Here is a 21,931-nt window from a genome sequence, read left to right on the forward strand (position 1 = left end):
CCCGGAGCGCCAATTAAGCCATCTCTTTCTCCGCAGTCATCTGGGAGAATTTCATGGCCGATTTCGTTTTTCCGCCCGCCAGCCAGCCCTCCGTCGCCGTAGCCGGCGAAGAAGCGCGCTTTCCCGTGCGGCGCATCTTCTGCGTGGGGCGCAACTATGCCGCCCACGCCCGCGAAATGGGCCATGAGCCAGAGCGCGAGCCGCCATTCTTCTTCACCAAACCCGCTGACGCCGTGGTCGATGCCGACACGGTGATTCCCTATCCCGCGCTCACGCAGGATCTGCATCACGAAATCGAGATGGTTGTCGCCATCGGCAAGGGCGGCAGCAACATCGATCCGGCCCATGCGCTCGACCATGTCTACGGCTATGCCGTGGGGCTCGACCTCACCCGCCGCGACCTGCAGGCCGAAGCCAAGAAGAAGGGCCGCCCGTGGGACTGGGCGAAGGCCTTCGACCGCTCTTCACCCTGCGGCCCCATCGTGCCCGTTGCAAAGACCGGCCACCCGTCGCAGGGCCGTGTCTGGCTCGCCGTCAATGGTGAAATCCGCCAGGAAGGCGATCTCGACGAGCTGATCTGGCCGGTGGCCGACGTGATCGCGCTGTGCAGCCAGGCCATGGAGCTGAAGGCCGGCGATCTGATCTACACCGGAACACCTGCCGGCGTCGGCGCGCTTCAGCCGGGCGACCACGTGGAAGGCGGCGTTGACGGCGTCGGCGAGATCGCCATCACCATTGGCGAGGCCTGATATGGGCGAAGTCGTTCTGCACAACTACTTCCGCTCCTCGACCTCCTACCGGGTGCGCATCGCGCTCGCCATGAAGGGCATCGACTATCGCTACGCCGCGCATCATCTGCGCCACGGCGAACATCGCGGCGAGGCCTATCTGTCGGTCAATCCGCAGGGCCTCGTGCCCGCACTCGTGTGGAGCGACGGCACAATGATCGCGCAGTCCATGGCGATCATGGAGTTTCTGGACGAGACGGTGTCCGAGCCCCCGCTCCTGCCTGCGGATGCGCATGGGCGCGCGCGGGTTCGCATGCTCTCCCAGATGATCGCCTGTGAAATCCATCCGGTGAACAATCTGCGCATTCTGAACGCGCTCAAAGAGCGTTACGGCGCAGACGACGCCGAAGTCGGCGCATGGTTCCGCCACTGGGTGAACGCCACGTTCGAACCGCTTGAAAAGATGCTCGCCGAGAGCTCGCAGACCGGCGTCTTCTGCCATGGCGACACGCCCGGCATGGCCGATATCTGCCTCGTTGCGCAGGTGGCGAACAACAAGCGCTTCGACGTCGACATGACGCCCTATCCCGTCATCCAGCGCATCAACGACGCCTGCATGGAACTGGAAGCGTTCCGCAAGGCCGCGCCGATGAACCAGCCCGACGCCGAATAATTCAACCGGAAGGCCGGCTCAGCCGGCCTTTTCCTCGAGAATAAGCATGATGATGGTTTCGGCCGCGAGCGCGGGCGTGTCCTCGCCCTCGATCTCCACCTCGCCGTGATGACGCACGAGAAGCCGGCCCGGAGCCTTTTCCTCGACACCTTTCAGCGTGCTGCGCAGGCGCACGCGGCTGCCAGCCTTCACCGGCGCCAGAAAGCGCAGCTTGTCGAGGCCGTAATTGATGATCGTGCCCAGATGCACCGGCCACGCGCCACAGTCATAAGACAGGCTTGATAAGAGCGACAGCGTGAGGAAACCGTGCGCCACGGGCCTGCCGAACGGGCTTTCGCGCTCCGTGCGCTCGCGATCCACATGGATCCACTGATGGTCATTGGTGCAATCGGCGAAACGGTCGATCATCGACTGATCGACAACCACCCAATCGGAAACGGTCGTGCCGCCGCCGATCTGCGCTTCAAGAACATGTGCGTTCATGAGCTGAGCCTTCCCTGTCAAATTCTGCAGCAGCGCGGGCGCATCCGACCGGACACAAGAACGCGGCAGAGTAGTCCTTCATTCAGCGGATCGGCTCGCCGCCAGCCAGTTGGCTGCATGCGGCCGAAACGCCCCTGCGCCCGGTCACACAAAGCAGCCGGGACTGATTGCTTTCACCATTTCAGGCTGGGCACCCATTCCCCTAGCGCCTCAATATTGTGCAACGCAACATAATTCGCATAAACGCACGTTCAGCGCCCTTGCGCGGACACCCGTTCGCAAGGCACATAAAGTTGATTTGTTTTGTCAGATTTTACCAGACTCACTCTGGAATTATTCTAAACAATAAGCCATATTACGGGAACGTTATCTGAAAGGATTGTTATGCGCTTAACGCGACAAACCAACTACGCCATTCGCATCCTCATGTACTGCGCGGCCAATGAAGGTCGTCTGAGCCGCATCTCGGAGATCGCGAAGTCGTATTCGCTCTCCGACCTGTTCCTGTTCAAGATCCTTCAGCCCCTCGTGGAGAACGGTTTCGTGGAAACCGTGCGCGGCCGCAATGGCGGCGTGCGCCTTGCAAAGCCGGCAGAAGACATCACCCTGTTCGAAGTGGTGCGCGTGACCGAAGACAATTTCGCCATGGCGGAGTGTTTTGAAAACGACGAAGCGGAATGCCCGCTGGTCGACAGCTGCGGCCTGAACGAGGCCCTGCGCAAGGCGCTCAATGCCTTCTTCGAGGTTCTGGGCAGCTACACGATACGCGATCTGGCCGATTCCAAGCCCGATATGCGCTTCCGGCTCGGTCTGGACGAGTTACCCGAGCGCGCAGCGGCGCGCTAGAAAAGCGGAATTTGAGAAAAAGGACCGCCAGTTTGACGGTCCTTTTCTTTATTTTGATTCTGCTTTTCCGGCATTTCTCTCAAAGCTGCGCGGACTGCGGCAGGATATAGGGCAATGCCCCCATGGGCGGCACGCCCACCTGTATCCGGCATTCGAACACGTCAGAAATCAGCGTGTCGTTGAAAACCTCCGCCGGCGTTCCCGTCGCCACCAGCTTTCCGCGATGCATCATGGCGACCCGGTCGGCAAAACGCGCCGTCAGGTTCAGATCATGCAGCACGGCCAGCACCCCGCCTCCGGCGGCGGCAAACTGGGCGGCAATGTCCATGATGATGAGCTGATGCTTGATGTCGAGGCTCGACACCGGCTCATCGAGCAGCAGGTAGCGCGGCTGTCCGTCAAGCACCGGACGCCAGACCTGACAGAGCACACGGGCGAGCTGCACACGCTGCTGCTCGCCGCCTGAAAGCTCCTGATAGAACCGCCCTGAGAAGCCGCCGAGATCGACACGCTCAAGCGCGATTTCGGGCAACCGCTCCTGTTCGGCGCGGGTTGTGCCCGAGCGGCCGCTCAACAGGCCCAGCTTCACGACCTCACGCACCTTGTAGGGAAAGGACAGCGCGCTCGCCTGCGGCAGCACGGCCCTGTGTCCCGCCGCCTCCCATGGCTTCATGCCGTGAAGCGATGCGCCATTGATCCGCACCATTCCCGTGAAAGGCAGATCGCCCGAGATCGCTTTGAGGAAGGTCGTCTTGCCAGATCCGTTGGGGCCGACAATGGCAGTCACCTCACCGGGCCTTGCACAAAGCGCCACATCCGAGAGGATCTGCTTGCGCCCCACCCGCACACCAAGATTGCTGACTTCAATCGACATCACAGATCCAACAATCCTCTCTGCCGCAGCAGGATCCAAAGGAAGAACGGCGCGCCGATGGCGGCGGTCACGATGCCGATCGGCAGTTCCGCCGGCGCGACGACCACCCGGCTGATCGCGTCTGCCACGAGCAGAAGGCTTGCCCCCAGAAGCGCCGAAGCCGGCAGCAGGTAGCGGTGTTCCGGGCCGATGGTGAGCCGCAGCAGATGCGGCACAACGATGCCGACAAAGCCGATGCCGCCCGAAACGGCCACCGATGCGCCCGTGGCGGCTGCCACGGTGACGATGGCGGTGTTCTTCACCCGCTGCACGCGCACGCCCAGATGATTGGCTGTCGCCTCGCCCAGCACCATTGCGTCAAGCCCGCGCGCCAGAAACGGCGTGACCAGAAGCCCCGCCAGGATGAACGGGCCGGCAGCCCAGATTTTCGCCCATGTCGCACCGGCCAGCGAGCCAAGCCCCCAGAAGGTCAGGTCCCGCAATTCCTGATCGTCGGCGATGAAGACGAGTATGCCCGACAGCGCCCCCGCCAGTGCGCCAAGCGCGATGCCGGCCAGAAGCATGGTGGCAACCGAGGTCTGCCCGCGCCGCGTCGCCACGCGGTAAAGAAGCAGCGTCGAGGCAAGGCCGCCGAAGAATGCCGCCAGCGGCAGCGCGTAGATGCCAAGCACTCCGATCACCGGAGCAAGCACGGTGCCGCCCAGAACGATGATCGTGATCGCGCCCAGCCCCGCGCCGGACGAAACGCCGACAATGCCGGGATCGGCAAGCGGGTTGCGGAACAGCCCCTGCATGACCGCGCCCGAAACCGCCAGCGACGCGCCCACCAGCGTGCCAAGCACGATGCGCGGCAGGCGAATGTCGTTGATCACCACGCGGTCGCGCAGCGACAGTGCTTCGCTGCCACCGCCAAGCCAGGCAACCGCCGCATCCCAGAACGAGGTGTCGGACGCCCCGGAACCAAGGCTGAACAGGAACAGGAGGACATAGAGAACGACGAGAGCGAGGATGACCGCTTTCGCCCGCATGGAGCGATCGCCATCCACCGCATCGCGCCAGCGCCATGAGGAAGCTGGCGCCATTTCTTCACGCACCGCCATGTCAGTCGACCACCAGGCCCGCGCCATGCAGCTTCTCGGAGAGTTCGCGGATCGCATCCGCCGTGCGTGGTCCGAAACCCAGCAGGTATGAGCCATCCATGCGGATCAGCGCCCGGTATTCTCCGGCCGGCGTGGAAGCGATTGCCGGATTGTCCATGATGTCATCCGATGCATGTTCGCTGCTTTCGCCGCGTGACATCATCAGAACCACATCCGGTTTGGCGGCGATCACGGCTTCTTCGGAGACGAGCTTGTAGCCAATAAAACCGTCCATGGCGTTCGTGCCCCCGGCCATGCGGATAATGCCATCGGCGGCATTGTCCCGGCCTGCAGCCATGATCCGTCCCGCCTGAACGCTCAGAATGAAGAGAACACGCTTCTCTTCACCGCTTTCCTGCGCCAGCGACTCGGCTTCTTCGAGATCCGCCTCCAGTTCACGCGCGAGCGCCTCGGCCTTGTCGTTCACGCCCAGCGCTGCACCCGTCACCCGCACCTTGCGCAGGATCGCCTCACGGTCGAAACCCTCCGGCACGGTAACCAGTGGGATGCCCGCCTTTTCAAGAACCCCCATGGTCTCCGCCGGTCCGCTGCCTTCGGATGCCAGAATAGCGCTCGGACCCACGGAAAGAACGCCCTCGGGAGACAGGGCGCGCATATAGCCGACATCCGGCAGTTCCTTGACTTCAGCCGGATAGATGCTCGTCTGGTCGCGGGCGACGAGCCTGTCTTCTTCCCCGAGACGGTAGACGATCTCGGTGACCGCGCCACCAATGCTCACGACCTTCGTAGTGTCAGGAAAAGGCTTCGGCAGCGCTTCATCAGCCATGGCCACGGGGGCCACGCCGCCCATGAGGCCAGCGATCAGGACCGCGCCGCCCAAAAGGGCGCGGCCGCTCATTAATTCGGTGATAGGCATGGGTCAGTTGATCTCCCTAGGCCACCTGCCGGCATTCAAGCCGTGGCAGGCCTTCGACCATGGCGCGCCAGTCATCGCGCTCCGCGCGCCCTTCCAGCCGCTCGCCGAAGAACTGCGCAATCAGCTGGCCATCGGCGCCATAGGCTTCCATGGAGGTCACATGCCCGTCCCTGGTCGGCTTTCGCACGGCCCAGAGTTCTTTCACATGGTCGGTGCGCAGATGAAGGTTGAAGCCGGGATCGAGAATGTTGATCCACGGTCCCATCGGCTTCACGGTCTGGATCGCTCCGGTGTGAATCTGAATACAGCCGCTGCTGCCCACAAAGCACATGATCGGCACTTCGCCGCTCACCGCCTCGTGGAGCATCGTCGTCAGCGCGTCCTCTTCCAGCCGCCAGGCGTAATCCTCACCGATCAGGTGAACGGCCTGATGCCGCGTCAGTTTCAGCTTGCGCAGGATGTTGAAGAGCTGATGAACATCCGTCATCGCGCTCCAGCGCTCGCGCAGCAGATCGGCAGCCGGAAGCTCCTCGCTGACCACGTCATCGACGATTTTCTCGGCCTGCACCTCGATCTGCGGATCCTGCTCTGGATGAAGCAGCTCCTCGACGAGGTTCTGATAGGCATAGAGGTTGGATTTCGGCCGCAAATGAACCTTGTGGACGGCGTCGCCCGCCGCATCAAAGAATTGCAGGCTGCGCCGAACCGTGTCGCCGTCGCGTTTTTCCACCGCAAATCCGAATGCCCAGCGCCCCGGGAAAATGCGCAGATCGATGTCGCGGCCCAGCACAATCGCATGCTGCGCGCCGCTTGAGCATTTCTCATAAACGCCGACCTTTTCATGCACCGCGCTTTCATTGCGGGTGAGAACCATCACCTCGCCCAGCGCCTCGAGCAAGGGGAGAAGAGCAGCAACATTCGGTTCGATGCGCGTTGCACCCTCACCGATGTGAGCCGCAACCAGTTCCGCTTCGGAGACACCGAGTTTGAGCGCCAGGTCGCGCTCACGCATTTTCGGGTTTTCGTTGCGGGCGCGCCTGATCACCTCAGGCGCGCGAACAGCCTGAACAGTCATTCTGTAAACCTACTTGTTGAGAATTAGCTTTCCCTGACGGGTGATCTTCAGCCGGTAATACGCACCATGGTGCTCGATGCCGATTTCACGGCGACCGCCGAACAGATCGACGCTCGAGATCGTACGGTCAGGTGTAACGGTTCCATGTCTGGCGGCCAGATGCTGCATATCCGCCTGCCCCTGCGGGTCGATCGACAAATAGGTCTTCATTGGAAAAACCTCCTTTTTGAATGTGCTTGCGACGGCTCGCATCACGGTGAAAAATTCGCCCCTCCGCTTTCTTGACTTTTATTATCATATTTTATAGCCACCGCAATACCGGAGTGAAATTATCAAGATAAATTTCCTAGCCGGATAATCGTCGACAAGCCAGTGCCAGTCGGCCCGTTGAGTTTGTTTTCTGGAGAAGGCGGGAATGCAGGATAACAGTTTAAACGGACGGCTCGGCCTGTTGTGCGGGACCTCCATCGTGACGCTGGCGCTGAGCATGGGTGCCATGGCTGAGGAAGACCCTTCCATGATGATGGCGGACGCTGCAGGCAGCGTCACGCTTCTCGACCGCATCACCGTGGTCAGCCGCACCGGCGACAGCGCGCTCGACACGCTCGCCTCGGTCAGCCAGATCAGCGGTGAAGAGCTTGAGCGCCGCATGGCGAGCAATGCCAACGACATCTTCTTCGGCGTTCCGGGCATCAAGGTCTATTCGAACGGCCGCCCCGCCGTCAGCAACATCAACATTCGCGGCCTGCAGGATGCCGGCCGTGTCGCGGTCATCGTCGATGGCGCGCGCCAGAACTTCCACAAGGCCGGCCACGAGGTCGCCCGCATGTTCTGGCTGGACCCGGAACTGGTGCAGCAGGTCGATGTGATCCGTGGCCCCAGCGCCAACACATTCGGCTCCGGCGCGATCGGCGGCGTGGTCTATTTCGAGACAAAGAAGGCCGAAGACTTCCTGCGTGACGACGAGAATTACGCCCTGTCGCTGACCGGCCGCTACGAATCAAACGGCTCCGGCTGGACGACCAGCGCCGTCGGCGCATACCGCTTCAATGAAGCCGCCTCCATTCTCGGCAATATCGTCTGGCGCGACTATGGCGACTACAAGGATGGCGGCGGCGTGCGTGTCGGCCATTCCGGTTTCGATGTGCTGTCCGGCCACCTCAAGGGCACCATTAAACCGACGGAAAACAGTGAGTTGACACTTGGCTGGACCGGTTCGCGTGACGAGTGGTCCTCCAAGGCAACCCGCGACTACCGCCTCGACAGCGACATGTTCACCGGAGAGTTCAAGATCTCCGACGCCGAGGAAAAGTGGGTAAACCTCAACATCAAGGGCGCGATCAACGATCTCGACCTGCGCCAGACCGATACCGGAACACGCCCCGGCACAACCGGTTACGACTTGCGCACGAGCAGCCTCGACATCTGGAACACCTCCTATTTCGAGACCGGCCTTTTCGCCCACGAACTGACAGTCGGCGGCGACTGGGTTTATGACGACTTCACCTCGAAGACCGGCAACGGGGCCGCCGACACCTACAACCCCACCGGCACACGCTCTGTCTGGGGCGCCTATGTTCAGGACAAGATCACCTATGACTGGCTCGAGATCGTCGCCGGGCTGCGCTACGATTCCTACGAACTGGAAGGCTCCGGCAAGAGTTCTGGCGACCGTTTCTCGCCGCGCCTCAGCGTCGGTGTCTCGCCCTTCAGCGAAGGCGCACTCTCCGGCCTGCAGGTCTATGGCTCCTATGCCGAGGGCTACCGCGCACCCAACACATCCGAAGCCTACATCACCGGCGGACATTCCTTCCCCGGCTTCAGCTTCGCCTTCCTTCCCAATCCGGACCTGAAGCCGGAAACCGGCAAAACCTGGGAAGCGGGCGTCAACTACAAGGCTGACGGGCTCATTCAGGCCGACGACACGCTGCGTCTCAAGGCGGCCTATTTCCACAACGACATCAAGGACTACATCACCATCCCCACCTTCCCGGCCATGCCGGGCAGCGAATGCGCCAGCCTCGGCCACACCATGTGCGCCCAGTACCAGAACATGTATTCGGCAAGGATTCAGGGCTTCGAGCTTGAGAGCCGCTATGATGCAGGGCGTTACTTCGCGGGCCTCAGCGCCTCCATCATCGATGGCCACCAGACCGACCGCAGCGGCGTGCGCAAGGATCTCACCACCATTCCGTCAGCCAGCGTCACGGTGGATGGCGGCATGCGCTTTCTGGAGCGTCGCCTGACGCTGGGTGGTGAAGTCCAGTTCAACAAGGCGCCCAGCGGCTCCTCCTTTGCCAAGGACTACACGCTGGTCAATCTCTACGCGAACTATCAGCCCACCGAGAATCTTCGGTTTGATTTCCGCGTCGATAATCTTTTCGATAAGAGATACGTGCTGCCCATCGTCGACACGTCCGATGGCGTCTTCGCGCAGCCCGGCCTGACCGTAAAGCTCGGCGCGACCGTGCGTTTTGGAGGATAGAATGCCATCACGATTATCCGTCTCCGCCCGTTTCCTCGCCGCCAGCCTCGTGCTGGCGGCGGCAGGCGGCAGTCCGGCCCTGGCCGAAAACGCTCCTCAAGGCATGATCGACCTCGAACTCAATGCGCTTGAGAAGAGCGACAAAGGGTGCCGGATAACCTTCGTGGTGAAGAACAGCCTTGGCAGCGACGTCACAAGGACCGTCTACGAGATTGCGCTTTTCAACAGGCAGGGCCTTGTCGAACGGCTCATGAAGCTCGAATTCAAGGATCTTCCGGACCAGAAGACAAAAGTCAGCCGCTTCGATCTGGCCGACACCGATTGCGACGCCATCGGTCGCGTCCTGATCAACGATGCCGACGCCTGTGAGGGTGACGGCGTTCAGGCGGGCGACTGCATCGCCAGACTGAACGCGACGAGCCGCAGCTCCGTCACCTTCGGCAAATAACCAGAAACTGCGACACCACGGGAATGCCAAACATGTTCGACGGCGTCATCAACTCCATCGGCTCCTTTCTCAAGCTGGGCGGCCCTGTCGTTGCCATCCTGCTCGTGCTCTCGGTCTTCGCCCTGGCGATGATCCTTCTGAAATTCCTTCAGTTCCAGCGCGAGCGCGTGGGGCGGCATGGACGGTCCAACCGGGCGCTTCACGCCTGGTTCCACCACAATCAGGGCGAGGCGCGGGCCATGCTCGCCAATGCCCGTTCGCCGCTGGAGGAAACGCTCTCCACCACCATGCGGCTCGCAGCGGCCAAAGCCGACAAGAGCGCCATTGAGGATGAGGTGAGCCGTCTGGCGCTTGGCCGCCTGCATGATCTGCAACGCGGCTTCCGCGCGCTGGACGCCATTGCCCAGGTTGCCCCGCTTCTTGGCCTGTTCGGCACCGTTCTCGGCATGATCGAGGCGTTCCAGAAGCTTCAGGAAGCGGGCAATTCGGTCGATCCGTCCCTGCTTGCAGGCGGCATCTGGGTGGCCCTTCTGACAACGGCCTGCGGCCTTGCCGTCGCCATGCCGGTCTCGCTGGTGCTCACCTGGTTTGAAACCCGCATCGAAAACGAGCGCGTCGCCATCGAAACCATGACCGCCACCGTGCTTTCGCACGCTTCAATCGAGGCAGCGGAAGCCGGAGCCACGCCGGTCAGCGCCAGCACGCCGAGGCTCGTGACGGGTGAAGGCCATGCGCATTGACGCAATCAGGGTCAGGAAGCGAAAGCCGCTTTCGCTAACATCGCTGATCGATGTGATCTTCCTGCTCCTTCTGTTCTTCATGCTGACCTCCACCTTCACGCGCTTCGCCAAGGTCGAGATTTCGGGCGGACCGGCTTCGGCCTCCGCCGGCGGCAAGCTGCCGGACGTGCTGATCCGCGTGGACGATCCGGCCGGCTGGCGCATCAATGGCCAGACACTGGCCGAGGATGCCGCCATCCTCGAGCTTGCGCGCCTGCAGGTAGCCGGCGCAGAGACCGCCGTTCTGCTCGTTCGGGGCGAATTAACGTCACAGGACCTCGTCAGCGCCGTCGAGCGCATCCGCCGCAACACGCAACTTAATCTTTCCGTCGCGAGGTAATCCCCATGCTGCGCCTTGCCCGTCCCACACAGACACGTCAGCGGGAAAGCACGATTGCCCTGATCAACATCGTCTTCCTGATGCTGATCTTCTTTCTTGTCGCCGGCACCCTCACCCCGCCGCTCGACAATGATGTCAGCCTGATTTCCACCATCGAGGCGGATCAGTCTCAGCCACCGGACGCCCTTTTCGTCACCAGTGAGGGCGAAATGCGCCTGCGTGGAACCGCCACGGATGCGCAGAGCTTCATGCTGGAGCGTGTCGACACGCTCGGCGAAACAGCCGCCCGCGAGCTTGAAATCAAGGTCGCCGCCGATCGCGAACTGCCGGCTGCCAAGCTGGTCGACATTGTCGGCGCGCTGAAAGCCGCCGGCGCAAGCCGGATCAGCATCATCACCGAACGTGTGCCGCAATGAAGATGCGGGCGAAGATGCGGGCATGGAAATGGGCTGCAGCACTCGCGGTCTCGTTGGCAGTGCATGCCGGCGCCGCCGTCTATGTGATGGAGCGTACCCCCGATATCGAGATTGCCGGTGGCGGCGTGACAGAGATCGCCCTAGCCGGCAATGCCTTTGCCGACATGGTGTCCGCGGGCGACGCCGTTGACGAGGCCGAGCCCTTAACGGAAACGGCAACCGAAACGGTTCAGCCGGAAACCGTGGCCGAAATCGTGACCGAGACTGCGGTTGAGGCGACAAGCGCCGCCACCGTGGAAAGCGTAAGCGAAGAATCTCCGGTGCAGCCGGTGGAGGCAGAGGAGCCCGTCGAGCAGGCCCCAGAGGCCGAGACCGCTGAAGAAATTGTCGAACCGGTCGAAAACGCGCAGGTCGTAGCAGCCCTCGCCGAGGTGCCGGTTCCCACACCCCGCCCCGCCTATACACCGCCTCCCAAACCCAAGGTTGAACGCAGGCAGAAGGTGGCGAAAGCCGCACCGCCGAAGAAGCGTCAGGCCGGCTCAAGAGAAAAAGACCAGCAGGATGCACGCCGCGGCACCGCATCCGGCCGCGAGAACGCCCGGAAGGCGACCGAGGGCCGCAAGACCGCCCGCGCCACCCAAAGCGGCAATGCGCAGGTTTCCAACTATCCCGGAAAGGTGAGGACCAAGCTTCGTAGAGCGCAGCGCTATCCCAGCGCAGCCAAGCGCCAGCGCCTGAAGGGCGAAGCTCATGTCCGCTTCACCATTGCGCGCAATGGATCGGTCAGCGCCATACGCATCGTTCGCAGCTCCGGCTCGGATATACTTGATCAGGCGGCTGTCGACACCGTGCGCCGCGCCGCCCCCTTCCCCAGAATTCCGGATGGCGCAGGCCGTTCAAGCTGGGGCTTCACGGTGCCTCTCGCCTTCCGGCGCTAACAGAACGAAAAACGGGCGGAGATTTCTCTCCGCCCGTTTTTCATTCTGCATCAGGCACAATCGCCTGAACTGTGTTCCCGCTAGACCGAAGCCAGAAGGCTCGCATTGCCGCCCGCCGCCGTCGTATCGACGCAGATGGCGCGTTCATGGGCATAGGCTGCCGGATAGATCGGCTCGATCACCAGCGGCACGATGGCCCCGTCCCGGCCGGCAAGCGCGCCGCGCAGGCTCTTCAGCCATGCAGCATCACCGCTGGCCGCCACCAGGTCGAGCCTCAGCGCGCCCAGCGCTTCGGGCGCTGCCACACCGTCTGCGGCTTCAACCGGCAGCCCCTGACCAAGCAGCGGCTTCAGGATGCGACGCGCCTCGGGGTGAACGGCCAGAACCGCATTGCCCGTGGCCAGCGCCTGCACGACCTGCGCCATCAGCGTGTCTTCATCCGCGCCGAGGCAGAGCGCGCGTCCGCGCGGCGTCAGCATCAGCGAGTTGGCCTCACCGGTCGGTCCGGGCAGATCCACCGGGCCCTGATCGAGCGCTGCGGCAGCCGCCATGGCCGCCTGCGCCTGCCCGCGCAGTATCTTGCGCAGCGCCGGCAGACGGTCCGCACGCGCAGCCCACTTGCCGTCCACCGCCGGCATCAACCTGTCCAGCGTGCCGGAAGAGAGAACGGCCCCCTCAGGCGCAGCACCCGCGCCTTCCGAACCACGGCGGAAACGGCGCAGATAGTGAGGACCGCCAGCCTTGGGACCGGTGCCCGAAAGCCCTTCACCACCAAATGGCTGGGAGCCGACAACCGCGCCGATCTGGTTGCGGTTCACATAGATATTGCCCGCATGAACCCGGTCCACCACATGCTGCGCACGCGCATCGATGCGTGTGTGAAGCCCGAAGGTCAGGCCATAACCCTTTGCGTTGACGTCGGAAATCACCTTGTCGATGTCTTCTGCGTCGAAGGTTGCCACATGCAGGATCGGCCCGAAGATCTCGCGCTCCATTTCGCCGATGCCCGACACCTTGAATGCCGCCGGCGCCACGTAACGCCCGCCAGCCGGCACATCCAGCGCGGCGATCAGCCGGCCCTTGCTGGTCATCTGCTGCGCATAGCCGCCAATGGTCTGAAGCGCTTCGTCATCGATCACCGGCCCCACATCCGTCGACACGTCCCACGGATCGCCAATGCTGAGCGCCTGCATCGCGCCCTTGAGCATTTCCAGAACCCGGTCCTCCACATCCTTCTGGACATAGAGCATGCGCAGCGCCGAGCAGCGCTGTCCCGCACTCTGGAATGCGGAGGCCACGATGTCGCGCACCGCCTGCTCCGGCAGCGCGGTGGAATCGACGATCATGGCGTTGAGACCGCCGGTTTCGGCGATCAGCATCGCCTCCGGTCCGGCATTGGCAGAAAGCTGGCGCTCGATCAGACGCGCCACTTCCGTCGAGCCGGTGAAGCACACACCTGCAATGCGAGGATCAGCCGTCAGCGGCCCGCCCACGGTCGGGCCATCGCCGATCAGAAGCTGCAGCGCATCCGCCGGCACACCGGCTTCGTGCATCATCGCCACGGCGCGCGCCGCAATCAGCGATGTCTGCTCTGCGGGTTTGGCCACAACGGCATTGCCTGTCACCAGCGCGGCTGCGACCTGGCCCGTGAAAATGGCAAGCGGGAAGTTCCAGGGCGAAATACACACGATGACGCCGCGCGCATCCGTGTCCTTCTCCACATGGGCCGCTTCACGCGCATAATAGCGCAGGAAGTCGACCGCTTCGCGCACCTCGGCAACGCCATCGGCAAGCGATTTTCCGGCCTCCCGGTTGGCAAGCGCGAAGAACTCGGCGGCATGCTCTTCATAGAGGTCGGCAACCCGGCGCAGGATCGCGCCGCGCTCGGCCACCGGCGTTTTGGCCCAGGCCGGCTGCGCCTTCAGGCCGATCTCCACCGCCGCCGCAGCCTGTTCGCTGGTCGCATCCTGCACCGAGCCGACGATCTCGCCGAGCTTCGCCGGATTGATGACATCGCGCGTTTCGCCCTTGCCCCTGGCTCGGGTAATGGCGCGGGTGATGGACGCGGCGTCCCACCGGTACGGCGCGGCAAAGGGCGCACGGCCCGCGTCGAGTTCGGCCATGGTGACCGGATCGGTCACGTCCCAGCCCTTCGCATTCCGGCGTCCTGCGCCAAAGATCTCCGAAGGACGGCGAATTGCCGTATTCGTCGCCTCGGCTTCCGCCTCGACTGCGGCAAACGGATCGGCTGCAATCTCTTCCGCGCTCACATCGGTATCGACGATCTGATGAACGAAGGAGGAGTTCGCACCATTTTCCAGAAGGCGGCGGACCAGATAGGCCAGCAGATCCTGATGCGCGCCGACCGGCGCATAGATGCGGCACCGCGTGCCCTCGCTCTTGCGCACGGCCTCGTGCAGCGCTTCGCCCATGCCGTGCAGGCGCTGAAACTCGAACGCGCTCTTGTCCGTGGCCATGGCGAGGATCGCCGCCGCCGTGTGCGCATTGTGGGTGGCGAACTGCGGATAGATGCGGTCCGTCATGCCCAGCAGCTTGCGCGCACAGGCGATGTAGCTCACATCCGTGTTCGACTTGCGGGTGAAAACCGGGAAACCGTCAAGCCCGAGCACCTGCGCGCGCTTGATTTCCGTGTCCCAGTAAGCGCCCTTCACCAGCCGCACCATGATGCGGCGGTCAAGCCGTGTTGCAAGGTCGTTCAGCCAGTCGATGACAAAGGGCGCGCGCTGCCCGAATGCCTGGACAACCACGCCGAACCCGTCCCAGCCGGCCAGATCCGGATCGGACAGAACGGCTTCGATCACATCCAGCGAGAGGTCGAGGCGGTCTGCCTCTTCGGCATCGATGTTCAGCCCCATGCGGGCGTCACGGGCGGCGAGTGCAAGGCTCTTCAGCCGCTCCACCATGACCGGCAGCATATGTTCCTTCTGCGTCGCCTCATAGCGCGGGTGAAGCGCGGAAAGCTTGACCGAAATGCCCGGATTGGCGCGAATGTCGTCACGGTTGGAAAAACGCTTCAGCGATGCGATGGCGTCGCCATAGGCCTTGAGGTAGCGCAGTGCGTCGGCCTCGGTGCGGGCCGCTTCGCCAAGCATGTCGAACGAGTAGGTGTAGCCCTTCTCTTCCATCGACTTGCCGCGCTTCAGCGCCTCGTCGATGGTGCGGCCCAGAACGAACTGCTCGCCCATCTCACGCATGGCGCGCGATACGGCGCGGCGGATCACCGGTTCGCCCATGCGGCGCACCAGCCCGCGCAGCGTGGCTTCCACGCCCTGCCCTTCATCGTCCAGCACCCGGCCGGTCAGCATCAGCGCCCAGGTGGACGCGTTCACGAAGATCGAGGCGGATTCGCCCGAATGCGCCGACCAGTCATGCGGCGCGATCTTGTCGCGGATCAGATCGTCCATCGTCTCCGCATCCGGCACGCGCAACAGCGCCTCGGCCAGACACATCAGCGCAACGCCTTCCTCGGTGGAAAGACCGTATTCGGAGAGGAAAGCCTCCATCAGGTCCATGTCGCTCGATGCGCGGACATTGCGCACGAGATCGGCCGCGCGCTTCGAAATCTGCTGGCGGTCCTCCCGCGACAGTCCGGAAAGCTCGATCAGCCTGCGCAGAGCCTCGGCCTCATCGGCCAGATAATGGGCTCTGATGTCCTCTCGCAAGTTTGCGGGCGCTTTGTTCTGCATAACATCCTCAGATGGCTGGAAAGGTCTTCGCGGCGCTCCCATCGCCGCCATTCGGGCGATCATAGCATAACAAAAACAGCCAATCGGGCTGATTAGTTGCCGTCGACAGCCCAAATGGACTATGTTGATCGCAGCAAGAACACCCATAGGGACGGAATTCCCATGTCAACAGAACGTGTGGACCGCATCGACCGCAACATACTGGACGCGCTGACCAAGGATGGCCGCCTGTCCATCGCCGAACTGGCCCGCCGGGTCGGGCTCTCCAAGACCCCGGTTCAGGCGCGCTTACGCCGGCTTGAGAAGGATGGTTACATCCGTGGCTACTCGGCCATCATCGACCGGGCGCGCATCGGCGAGGGTCACATCGCCTTTGTTCAGGTGGAGCTGGAAGACACCCGCTCATCGGCGCTTGCCGCCTTCAACAAGGCCGTTCTCGCGGTTCCCGAAATCGAGCAGTGCCACATGACGGCAGCCGGTTTCGACTATCTGCTCAAGGTGCGCACGCGCGACATTTCCAGCTACCGCAAGATTCTGGGCGAGCGCATTTCCGCCCTGCCCCATGTGGCGCGCACATCCACCTTCGTGACGATGGAGACGGTCAAGGACCGTTAGGGGGACCGCCCAGGGGGACCGCTAAGCGGCTCCACATCCAGCGTCTTCAGAAAGGCGATCAGCGCCCGCCGTCCACGGTCGGTGAACACCACGCCGCGAATCTCGCTTTCCCCGGAAACAGCCTCCGGCGCAGTGCTGTAATGATCGATCACCCCGTCGAGCGTGTCGATCTGGCCCGCATGCATATAGGGCGGTCTGCTGGCCGCCCCGCGCAGCGACGGCGTCTTGTAGGCCCGTTCCATCACCGCCGCATCGCGCTGCATGAAGCGCAGCGCCTCGCAGGCCTCCGGGGCGGCGTCGCTGTAGGGTCCAAGACAATTGAACGGATCGGCCAGAACATCCGCCATGCCTTTGGCGCGGCCCAGATCGTCCGGCAGCCCTGCGACGGGCGGAACGCCGGTATTGTGGAAATGATCGTCGGTGAAACGCGGGCCATTGTGGCATTCGAGGCAGTTCGCCTTGCCGATGAACAGCCTCAGCCCCTCCTGCTCCACATCGCTGAAGGCGGCGTCACCCTTTGCCACTTCGCCCGCCGCCACGGCGCGCGCAAACCGGTCAAAGCGGGTTTCGGGCGGGTGCAGCGTGCGTTCGAACGCGCCGATTGCCTTGCCCAGATTGGCGAACACCCGGTTCACCGCATCACGCTCGTCCTCGCCCATCGCGGCCCAGGCCGCGCGCTCGGCCTCATTGCCAAGCGGGCTGGCATTGGCCGGCAGCCCGTCGAGTTCCGGCAGCGCGCCAAAAACCTCTGCATAGCCGTCCGGATATGTCGCCGCGATGTAGTGTGCGAAGGCGGTCCGGTTGCCGGCATGCTCGCGCTGGTCTTCCAGCGGCGTCAGCGCCTGTGACCAGAGGCTGTCGCGCCGCCCGTCCCAGAACTGCCAGACATTCCACCCCGTGCCCGCCAGCGGCATGGTGCGCCGGTCGCTTTCGCCCACCGCGACACCGCGCGGCAGACCATCCTGAAACTGCAGATCGGGCATGTGGCAGGTGGCGCAGGAGACATTCCCCTCGCCGCTCAGGCCCTCCTCGAAGAACAGAAGCTGCCCGAAAGCCGCTGCACGCGGATGATCGGCAAACCGGTTGCCGGGTGACGGCGGCAACGGCCCCAGCGCGTCAATGGAAAGCGACGCGATCTTTGCCTTTTCATCCTCGCTCAGTTCGGAGGAATCGCAACCGGCAAACGCGACAAGCCCGCCAAGGACAAACGACACGAAAAGGCCTCGCGCCATCCCCATCGTCAGAGATCCAGATTGAACACCGCCTCGTCGAGGCCGGGTTCGGCGTCTATCCCGATGCGGATTTCCCAGTGCCCGCCCATATTGAAGCGCATGCCCTCCACGCGGTAGCGCCCCTCGCCCGGATTCTCGCTGGCCTCGGGCTCGGTCGGCAGGCCATGACCGTGATCCGGCATGCCGCCATCGATGGAAATCTGCGCATTCTCGACCGCAGCCCCCTCCGGCGTGGTGATCACCACCACCCAGTCATGGGTCTCATTGAGCGGAACCGGCTGCGTCTCCGGCTCGAACATCACCTGATAGAGACCATCACGGCTCACGGTGTTGTAGGCAGTGTCCATTTCGGGCGGCGGCGGGGCAAACAGCCGGAATGCCGCATAGATGGCGACAGAAACCACCAGCAGTCCAACACCTGCAAGAATGAGGCGCTGTTTTCCGTTCGCGCGTTGCGCCGCCATGTCGTCCCTCCGATTCACCAGCATTGCCAGGCCACTACATAACCCGCGCCCTGACCGCAGTTCCACCACCGGGTTGTCGCATCCATGCGCCCACACGAAAAACGGGCGCGAAAAACGGGCAAAGAAAAACCGGCGTCGATGACGCCGGTTTTCAATTTCAGCCGATTGTGGCTCAGAGGCCGAGGCCGCCGATGCACACATATTTGGTGTCGAGATAGTCCTCGATGCCCTGATGGCCGCCTTCCTTGCCCATGCCGGACTCTTTCAGGCCGCCAAACGGCGCTTCCACCGTGGTGATGATGCCTTCATTGACGCCCACCAGACCGTATTTCAGCCCTTCCATCACGCGGAAGGCGCGGCCCAGATCGCCCGTGTAGAAGTAGCAGGCCAGACCGAACACCGTGTCATTGGCAAGCTTGATCGCCTCTTCCTCCGTCTCGAAACGGAAGACCGGGGCCACCGGGCCAAAAATCTCTTCCTGCATGAAACGCATGTCGGAGCTGGCGTTGGAAATGACGGTCGGCTGGAAGAACGAGCCGCCCAGCGCGTGGCGCGCGCCGCCGGCCGTCACCTTGCCGCCCTTGCCGGTGGCGTCGGCGATCAGTTCCTCGACCTTCTCGACAGCCTTCTCGTCGATCAGCGGTCCCTGCTGCGTGCCTTCCTCAAGGCCCGAGCCGACCTTCAGCCTGTCGGCAGCAGCCGAAAGTTTCTCGACGAATTTGTCGTAGATGCCGGCCTGTACGAAGAAGCGGTTGGTGCAAACGCAGGTCTGGCCCGAATTGCGATATTTGGCGGCAATCGCCCCCTCGACCGCGCGGTCCAGATCCGCATCGTCGAACACGATGAACGGTGCATTGCCGCCGAGTTCCATCGAAACCTTCTTCACCGTGCCGGCCGTCTTCTGGATCAGAAGCTTGCCGATCTCGGTGGAGCCGGTGAAGGTGATCTTGCGCACCAGCGGGTTTTCGCACAGCTCGTCGCCAATCTCGGAAGCCGAACCGGTGACGATGTTCACCACGCCCTTCGGGAAACCGGCTTCTTCACACAGAACACCCCAGGCAAGGCCCGAATAAGGGGTCTGCGAAGCAGGCTTCGCCACGGCGGTGCAGCCCGTCGCCAGCGCCGGACCGAGCTTGCGCGCCAGCATGGAGGACGGGAAGTTCCACGGCGTGATCGCGCCAATGACGCCCACCGGCTCCTTGGTCACGAGAATGCGGCGGTCTGCCCAGGGCGACGGCACCACATCGCCGTAAACCCGGCGGCCCTCTTCCGCATACCAGAGGATATAGGCCGCCGAGCTGCCGACCTCGCCCTTTGCCTCGGCAAACGATTTGCCCTGCTCCATGGTCAGCAGTTCGGCCAGCGCGTCCTGATTGTCCATGATCGCGTCATGCAGCCTGCGCAGCAGCGTTGCGCGGTGCGCCGCCGAGGTCTTCTTCCACGAATGGAAGGCCGTTTCGGCAGCCTCGATGGCGCGGCGCGTTTCTGCACCGCCCGAACGCGGCACGGTGCCGATCTTTTCGCCATTGGCCGGATTGAAGACATCGACGGTCTGCCCCGAATCCGCGTTGACCCAGGCTCCGTCGATGAAGTTCGCCTGACGCAGGAAATGATTTGTTTTCTGAAGCATTTGCTTCTCCTTTTGTTTTGCGCAGCAACCTAATGGTCCAGACGTCAGCGACTAGGGGCTGTCTGGCCCTATTGATAGGTCCAGTGGACCACTGACAGCCAGAATGCCGTCGTAAATACGGCAAAGAGCGTACCGATGGTCATCGCGTTCGACGCCAGAGCCTGTCCGGTGCCGAACCGCGAGGCGATCAGATAAGGGTTCACCCCGGAGGGGAGCGCTGCCGCCACCACCGCAACCTGCGCGCTGAAGGCCGGCAGTCCGACCGCCAGCGCCACACCGAGGGCAACGGCGGGCATGAGGAAAAGTTTCAGCGTCGCGATCACGATGGCCGGACGCACATCGCCCGTAATGCCAAACCGGTTCAGGCCAAGCCCCATGGCAAACAGCGCCACCGGCCCCGCCACATTGGCCAGCGCATCCACGAAACGCGTACCAAGCGCGGGCATTTCAAGCCCCGAGAAGCGCCACAGAAGCCCCGCGACGATGCCCAGGATCAGCGGGCTTGAGAAAAGCTTCGTCAGGAACTCGCGGGCAATACCGATTGCGCCCGTTCCCTTTCGCCCGACCAGCGAGAACAGAAGGATCGATGCCCCCAGCATCACCGGCAGGTGGATCGACACGATCAGCGACAGCACCTCGAACCCCTCTTGCCCGTAAACACCGAGCATGAAGGGAATGCCAAGCAGAACAAGGTTGGAGAAACTGGTGGACAGGCCCGCCACCACGCCGACACGCGCATCGCGGCCGAAAAACCGCATGATGGTGAAGTGCCCTGCGACCCAGGCAACGCCGACGGCGCTGAAATAGGTGAACCAGAGCGCCCAGGGGATGCTGGAGCCAAACTCCGCCCCCGCCATGGTGCGAAACAACAAAAGCGGAACCGCAATGGTAACGGCAAACTCACTCAACGCTTCGCCGGTCTCCGTCTTCAGCAAACCGGTCCACCCGGAGATATAGCCGAAAGCGACGAGACCGAAGACGAAGGCAACAGTTTCGACAAGTGGCGACATGCAGCCTCTTTAGACGCAAACCCAGGTGGAAGGAAAGCCACTGGACAAGCAGCGCGCGAAACTGGCCCAGCAGGCGTGCCTCCCCGCTTCCGTGCCTCCCGGCCGCCCAGCCCCCATGCGCCGGGGCTCATGGCGGGGCAGCGACGGCAAGGCACCTTTCAAGCTGCCCCCACATGCCTATATGCTTCAGAAAAAGTATATTTTGAGGATTGCCACATGTTTCGATTGCTCGCCGTCATCGCCCTTCTTCTCGGCGTATTGCCAGCACAGGCGACGGAAGCCGGCTGGGCGCTTTTGCGCAATGGCGGTCAGGTGGTGTTGATGCGGCATGCCATCGCACCGGGCAATGGCGATCCGGCCAATTTCGACATCGAGAACTGTGGCACGCAGCGCAACCTCTCGGAGCGCGGTCGCCTGCAGGCACGCCGCATCGGCGCACTGATCGAGGCACGCGCCGCGCCGGTCGAAAAGGTGCTGACCAGCCGCTACTGCCGCGCCCGCGACACCGCCACGCAGGCCTTCGGCGCAGGCCCGGTCGAAATCTTCGAGGCTCTGGACCTGCCGGCCGACGATGCCGCGCTCGAACAGCAGAAAGCTGAAATTCTGAAGCGAATCAACGAATACACCGGATCCGGAAACCTGATCATGATCACCCATCTTGAGATCATACAGGCGCTGATCGGTGGTCAGGCGCGTGAGGGCGAGGCCATTATTTTGTCACGCGGAGGCGACAATCTGCATGCTTCGGCAAGGATCAAATTCAACTGATACCGGCATCGCCCGGAGCCTTAGCCCTTTTCCTGCCGCGAAAAACCGATTAGAGACCCCCGATCATCCAATTGTAAAAGAATCTCCCCAGACCTGAGGGCCCCAAGTGACGACATTCGACAAGGTTGCTGACATCATCGCTGAGACCAGCGAGATCGACCGCGAGAAAATCACCCCCGAGAGCCACACGATCGACGACCTTGGCATCGACAGCCTGGACTTCCTCGACATCGTGTTCGCAATCGACAAGGAATTCGGCATCAAGGTTCCGCTCGAGAAGTGGACCCAGGAAGTCAATGACGGCAAGGTTTCGACGGAAGAGTATTTCGTCATGAAGAACCTGTGCGCCAAGATCGACGACCTCGTGGCCGCCAAGGCCGGCTGATCGCATTTCCGACACCGCA

23 protein-coding genes are annotated in these 21,931 nt (G+C 62.8%); 12 read left to right on the forward strand and 11 right to left on the reverse strand.

Going from position 1 to position 21,931, the window contains the following annotated elements; all coding sequences use genetic code 11:
* Positions 1 to 53: 53 nt before the first annotated feature.
* On the forward strand, positions 54 to 749 hold the full coding sequence (locus AC4PTT_RS11385; protein ID WP_113155070.1) for a fumarylacetoacetate hydrolase family protein: 696 nt from the start codon (positions 54 to 56) through the stop codon (positions 747 to 749).
* A 1-nt stretch (position 750) separates the two neighbouring features.
* Positions 751 to 1,401, forward strand: a complete 651-nt coding sequence (gene maiA / locus AC4PTT_RS11390; protein WP_492161172.1) for a maleylacetoacetate isomerase — start codon at positions 751 to 753, stop codon at positions 1,399 to 1,401.
* Between the two features lie 18 nt (positions 1,402 to 1,419).
* On the opposite strand, the gene AC4PTT_RS11395 is transcribed toward maiA, so the two are convergent.
* Positions 1,420 to 1,884, reverse strand: coding sequence for a MaoC family dehydratase (locus AC4PTT_RS11395; RefSeq protein WP_113155068.1), 465 nt, complete (start codon positions 1,882 to 1,884; stop codon positions 1,420 to 1,422).
* A gap of 384 nt (positions 1,885 to 2,268) precedes the next feature.
* Between AC4PTT_RS11395 and rirA the strand changes: the two genes are divergently transcribed.
* Positions 2,269 to 2,730, forward strand: coding sequence for an iron-responsive transcriptional regulator RirA (rirA, locus tag AC4PTT_RS11400; protein ID WP_492161173.1), 462 nt, complete (start codon positions 2,269 to 2,271; stop codon positions 2,728 to 2,730).
* 79 nt (positions 2,731 to 2,809) lie between these two features.
* On the opposite strand, the gene AC4PTT_RS11405 is transcribed toward rirA, so the two are convergent.
* From AC4PTT_RS11405 to hemP, 5 genes are read right to left on the reverse strand one after another with little or no spacing between them, the layout of a single operon-like run.
* A complete protein-coding gene (locus tag AC4PTT_RS11405; RefSeq protein ID WP_492161174.1) occupies positions 2,810 to 3,604 on the reverse strand; it encodes a heme ABC transporter ATP-binding protein in 795 nt (264 codons plus the stop codon).
* The gene (locus tag AC4PTT_RS11410; protein WP_206993463.1) at positions 3,604 to 4,704 is read right to left on the reverse strand and encodes a FecCD family ABC transporter permease; all 1,101 of its coding nucleotides are present in this window, start codon (positions 4,702 to 4,704) and stop codon (positions 3,604 to 3,606) included. Before AC4PTT_RS11410 ends, AC4PTT_RS11405 begins: the two co-directional genes overlap by 1 nt.
* Before the next feature lies 1 nt (position 4,705).
* A complete protein-coding gene (locus tag AC4PTT_RS11415; protein ID WP_492161175.1) occupies positions 4,706 to 5,620 on the reverse strand; it encodes a heme/hemin ABC transporter substrate-binding protein in 915 nt (304 codons plus the stop codon).
* Positions 5,621 to 5,636: 16 nt separating this feature from the next.
* Entirely contained in the window at positions 5,637 to 6,695 is a 1,059-nt protein-coding gene (locus AC4PTT_RS11420) for a hemin-degrading factor (RefSeq protein WP_206545413.1), read from the reverse strand.
* A 9-nt stretch (positions 6,696 to 6,704) separates the two neighbouring features.
* The gene (gene hemP, locus AC4PTT_RS11425) at positions 6,705 to 6,863 is read right to left on the reverse strand and encodes a hemin uptake protein HemP (RefSeq protein WP_222473968.1); all 159 of its coding nucleotides are present in this window, start codon (positions 6,861 to 6,863) and stop codon (positions 6,705 to 6,707) included.
* A gap of 247 nt (positions 6,864 to 7,110) precedes the next feature.
* Here hemP and AC4PTT_RS11430 point away from each other — a divergent pair, with 247 nt between their 5' ends.
* From AC4PTT_RS11430 to AC4PTT_RS11455, 6 genes are read left to right on the forward strand one after another with little or no spacing between them, the layout of a single operon-like run.
* Positions 7,111 to 9,180: a TonB-dependent receptor domain-containing protein gene (locus tag AC4PTT_RS11430; protein WP_492161176.1), complete on the forward strand. Its 2,070-nt coding sequence runs from the start codon at positions 7,111 to 7,113 to the stop codon at positions 9,178 to 9,180.
* Between the two features lies 1 nt (position 9,181).
* The gene (locus tag AC4PTT_RS11435; protein ID WP_206993465.1) at positions 9,182 to 9,628 is read left to right on the forward strand and encodes a hypothetical protein; all 447 of its coding nucleotides are present in this window, start codon (positions 9,182 to 9,184) and stop codon (positions 9,626 to 9,628) included.
* A 32-nt stretch (positions 9,629 to 9,660) separates the two neighbouring features.
* Positions 9,661 to 10,368, forward strand: a complete 708-nt coding sequence (locus tag AC4PTT_RS11440) for a MotA/TolQ/ExbB proton channel family protein (RefSeq protein WP_283800452.1) — start codon at positions 9,661 to 9,663, stop codon at positions 10,366 to 10,368.
* Entirely contained in the window at positions 10,358 to 10,747 is a 390-nt protein-coding gene (locus AC4PTT_RS11445) for a biopolymer transporter ExbD (protein WP_492161177.1), read from the forward strand. Before AC4PTT_RS11440 ends, AC4PTT_RS11445 begins: the two co-directional genes overlap by 11 nt.
* Positions 10,748 to 10,752: 5 nt before the next feature.
* On the forward strand, positions 10,753 to 11,163 hold the full coding sequence (locus AC4PTT_RS11450) for an ExbD/TolR family protein (protein WP_317561203.1): 411 nt from the start codon (positions 10,753 to 10,755) through the stop codon (positions 11,161 to 11,163).
* Positions 11,164 to 11,177: 14 nt separating this feature from the next.
* The gene (locus tag AC4PTT_RS11455) at positions 11,178 to 12,101 is read left to right on the forward strand and encodes a cell envelope integrity TolA family protein (RefSeq protein ID WP_492161178.1); all 924 of its coding nucleotides are present in this window, start codon (positions 11,178 to 11,180) and stop codon (positions 12,099 to 12,101) included.
* An 80-nt stretch (positions 12,102 to 12,181) separates the two neighbouring features.
* On the opposite strand, the gene putA is transcribed toward AC4PTT_RS11455, so the two are convergent.
* Positions 12,182 to 15,808, reverse strand: a complete 3,627-nt coding sequence (putA, locus tag AC4PTT_RS11460; RefSeq protein ID WP_492161179.1) for a bifunctional proline dehydrogenase/L-glutamate gamma-semialdehyde dehydrogenase PutA — start codon at positions 15,806 to 15,808, stop codon at positions 12,182 to 12,184.
* Positions 15,809 to 15,970: 162 nt separating this feature from the next.
* Here putA and AC4PTT_RS11465 point away from each other — a divergent pair, with 162 nt between their 5' ends.
* The gene (locus AC4PTT_RS11465) at positions 15,971 to 16,423 is read left to right on the forward strand and encodes an Lrp/AsnC family transcriptional regulator (RefSeq protein ID WP_113155057.1); all 453 of its coding nucleotides are present in this window, start codon (positions 15,971 to 15,973) and stop codon (positions 16,421 to 16,423) included.
* Here the strand turns inward: AC4PTT_RS11465 and AC4PTT_RS11470 are convergent.
* The 4 genes from AC4PTT_RS11470 to AC4PTT_RS11485 all read right to left on the reverse strand — a co-directional run bounded on the left by AC4PTT_RS11470 (position 16,420) and on the right by AC4PTT_RS11485 (position 20,759).
* Positions 16,420 to 17,655 carry a cytochrome-c peroxidase gene (locus AC4PTT_RS11470; protein ID WP_492162610.1) on the reverse strand — a complete coding sequence of 412 codons (1,236 nt, stop codon included), beginning with the start codon at positions 17,653 to 17,655 and terminating at the stop codon, positions 16,420 to 16,422. The two genes, AC4PTT_RS11465 and AC4PTT_RS11470, sit on opposite strands and share 4 nt — an antisense overlap.
* 8 nt (positions 17,656 to 17,663) lie before the next feature.
* The gene (locus AC4PTT_RS11475; RefSeq protein ID WP_492161180.1) at positions 17,664 to 18,119 is read right to left on the reverse strand and encodes a FixH family protein; all 456 of its coding nucleotides are present in this window, start codon (positions 18,117 to 18,119) and stop codon (positions 17,664 to 17,666) included.
* Positions 18,120 to 18,291: 172 nt separating this feature from the next.
* Complete coding sequence (locus AC4PTT_RS11480; RefSeq protein ID WP_206545421.1) at positions 18,292 to 19,749, reverse strand: NAD-dependent succinate-semialdehyde dehydrogenase; 1,458 nt, start codon at positions 19,747 to 19,749, stop codon at positions 18,292 to 18,294.
* 68 nt (positions 19,750 to 19,817) lie between these two features.
* Positions 19,818 to 20,759 carry an AEC family transporter gene (locus AC4PTT_RS11485; RefSeq protein ID WP_492161181.1) on the reverse strand — a complete coding sequence of 314 codons (942 nt, stop codon included), beginning with the start codon at positions 20,757 to 20,759 and terminating at the stop codon, positions 19,818 to 19,820.
* Between the two features lie 216 nt (positions 20,760 to 20,975).
* Between AC4PTT_RS11485 and AC4PTT_RS11490 the strand changes: the two genes are divergently transcribed.
* Complete coding sequence (locus AC4PTT_RS11490) at positions 20,976 to 21,527, forward strand: histidine phosphatase family protein (RefSeq protein ID WP_206547663.1); 552 nt, start codon at positions 20,976 to 20,978, stop codon at positions 21,525 to 21,527.
* A 106-nt stretch (positions 21,528 to 21,633) separates the two neighbouring features.
* A complete protein-coding gene (locus tag AC4PTT_RS11495; protein WP_007009717.1) occupies positions 21,634 to 21,912 on the forward strand; it encodes an acyl carrier protein in 279 nt (92 codons plus the stop codon).
* Positions 21,913 to 21,931 lie beyond the last annotated feature (19 nt).

Source organism: Nitratireductor sp. WH36-1 (assembly GCF_058725515.1).

Excerpts from the sequence above, each read along its gene's own strand:
- AC4PTT_RS11465 (WP_113155057.1), top strand. The coding sequence starts at position 15,971 with ATGTCAACAGAACGTGTGGACCGCATCGACCGCAACATACTGGACGCG.
- putA (WP_492161179.1), bottom strand. The coding sequence starts at position 15,808 with ATGCAGAACAAAGCGCCCGCAAACTTGCGAGAGGACATCAGAGCCCAT.
- AC4PTT_RS11395 (WP_113155068.1), bottom strand. The coding sequence starts at position 1,884 with ATGAACGCACATGTTCTTGAAGCGCAGATCGGCGGCGGCACGACCGTT.
- AC4PTT_RS11385 (WP_113155070.1), top strand. The coding sequence starts at position 54 with ATGGCCGATTTCGTTTTTCCGCCCGCCAGCCAGCCCTCCGTCGCCGTA.
- AC4PTT_RS11445 (WP_492161177.1), top strand. The coding sequence starts at position 10,358 with ATGCGCATTGACGCAATCAGGGTCAGGAAGCGAAAGCCGCTTTCGCTA.
- AC4PTT_RS11410 (WP_206993463.1), bottom strand. The coding sequence starts at position 4,704 with ATGGCGGTGCGTGAAGAAATGGCGCCAGCTTCCTCATGGCGCTGGCGC.
- AC4PTT_RS11435 (WP_206993465.1), top strand. The coding sequence starts at position 9,182 with ATGCCATCACGATTATCCGTCTCCGCCCGTTTCCTCGCCGCCAGCCTC.
- AC4PTT_RS11430 (WP_492161176.1), top strand. The coding sequence starts at position 7,111 with ATGCAGGATAACAGTTTAAACGGACGGCTCGGCCTGTTGTGCGGGACC.
- AC4PTT_RS11485 (WP_492161181.1), bottom strand. The coding sequence starts at position 20,759 with ATGTCGCCACTTGTCGAAACTGTTGCCTTCGTCTTCGGTCTCGTCGCT.
- AC4PTT_RS11470 (WP_492162610.1), bottom strand. The coding sequence starts at position 17,655 with ATGGCGCGAGGCCTTTTCGTGTCGTTTGTCCTTGGCGGGCTTGTCGCG.
- AC4PTT_RS11450 (WP_317561203.1), top strand. The coding sequence starts at position 10,753 with ATGCTGCGCCTTGCCCGTCCCACACAGACACGTCAGCGGGAAAGCACG.
- AC4PTT_RS11480 (WP_206545421.1), bottom strand. The coding sequence starts at position 19,749 with ATGCTTCAGAAAACAAATCATTTCCTGCGTCAGGCGAACTTCATCGAC.
- rirA (WP_492161173.1), top strand. The coding sequence starts at position 2,269 with ATGCGCTTAACGCGACAAACCAACTACGCCATTCGCATCCTCATGTAC.
- AC4PTT_RS11440 (WP_283800452.1), top strand. The coding sequence starts at position 9,661 with ATGTTCGACGGCGTCATCAACTCCATCGGCTCCTTTCTCAAGCTGGGC.
- AC4PTT_RS11475 (WP_492161180.1), bottom strand. The coding sequence starts at position 18,119 with ATGGCGGCGCAACGCGCGAACGGAAAACAGCGCCTCATTCTTGCAGGT.
- AC4PTT_RS11415 (WP_492161175.1), bottom strand. The coding sequence starts at position 5,620 with ATGCCTATCACCGAATTAATGAGCGGCCGCGCCCTTTTGGGCGGCGCG.
- AC4PTT_RS11420 (WP_206545413.1), bottom strand. The coding sequence starts at position 6,695 with ATGACTGTTCAGGCTGTTCGCGCGCCTGAGGTGATCAGGCGCGCCCGC.
- AC4PTT_RS11490 (WP_206547663.1), top strand. The coding sequence starts at position 20,976 with ATGTTTCGATTGCTCGCCGTCATCGCCCTTCTTCTCGGCGTATTGCCA.
- maiA (WP_492161172.1), top strand. The coding sequence starts at position 751 with ATGGGCGAAGTCGTTCTGCACAACTACTTCCGCTCCTCGACCTCCTAC.
- hemP (WP_222473968.1), bottom strand. The coding sequence starts at position 6,863 with ATGCAGCATCTGGCCGCCAGACATGGAACCGTTACACCTGACCGTACG.
- AC4PTT_RS11405 (WP_492161174.1), bottom strand. The coding sequence starts at position 3,604 with ATGTCGATTGAAGTCAGCAATCTTGGTGTGCGGGTGGGGCGCAAGCAG.
- AC4PTT_RS11455 (WP_492161178.1), top strand. The coding sequence starts at position 11,178 with ATGCGGGCATGGAAATGGGCTGCAGCACTCGCGGTCTCGTTGGCAGTG.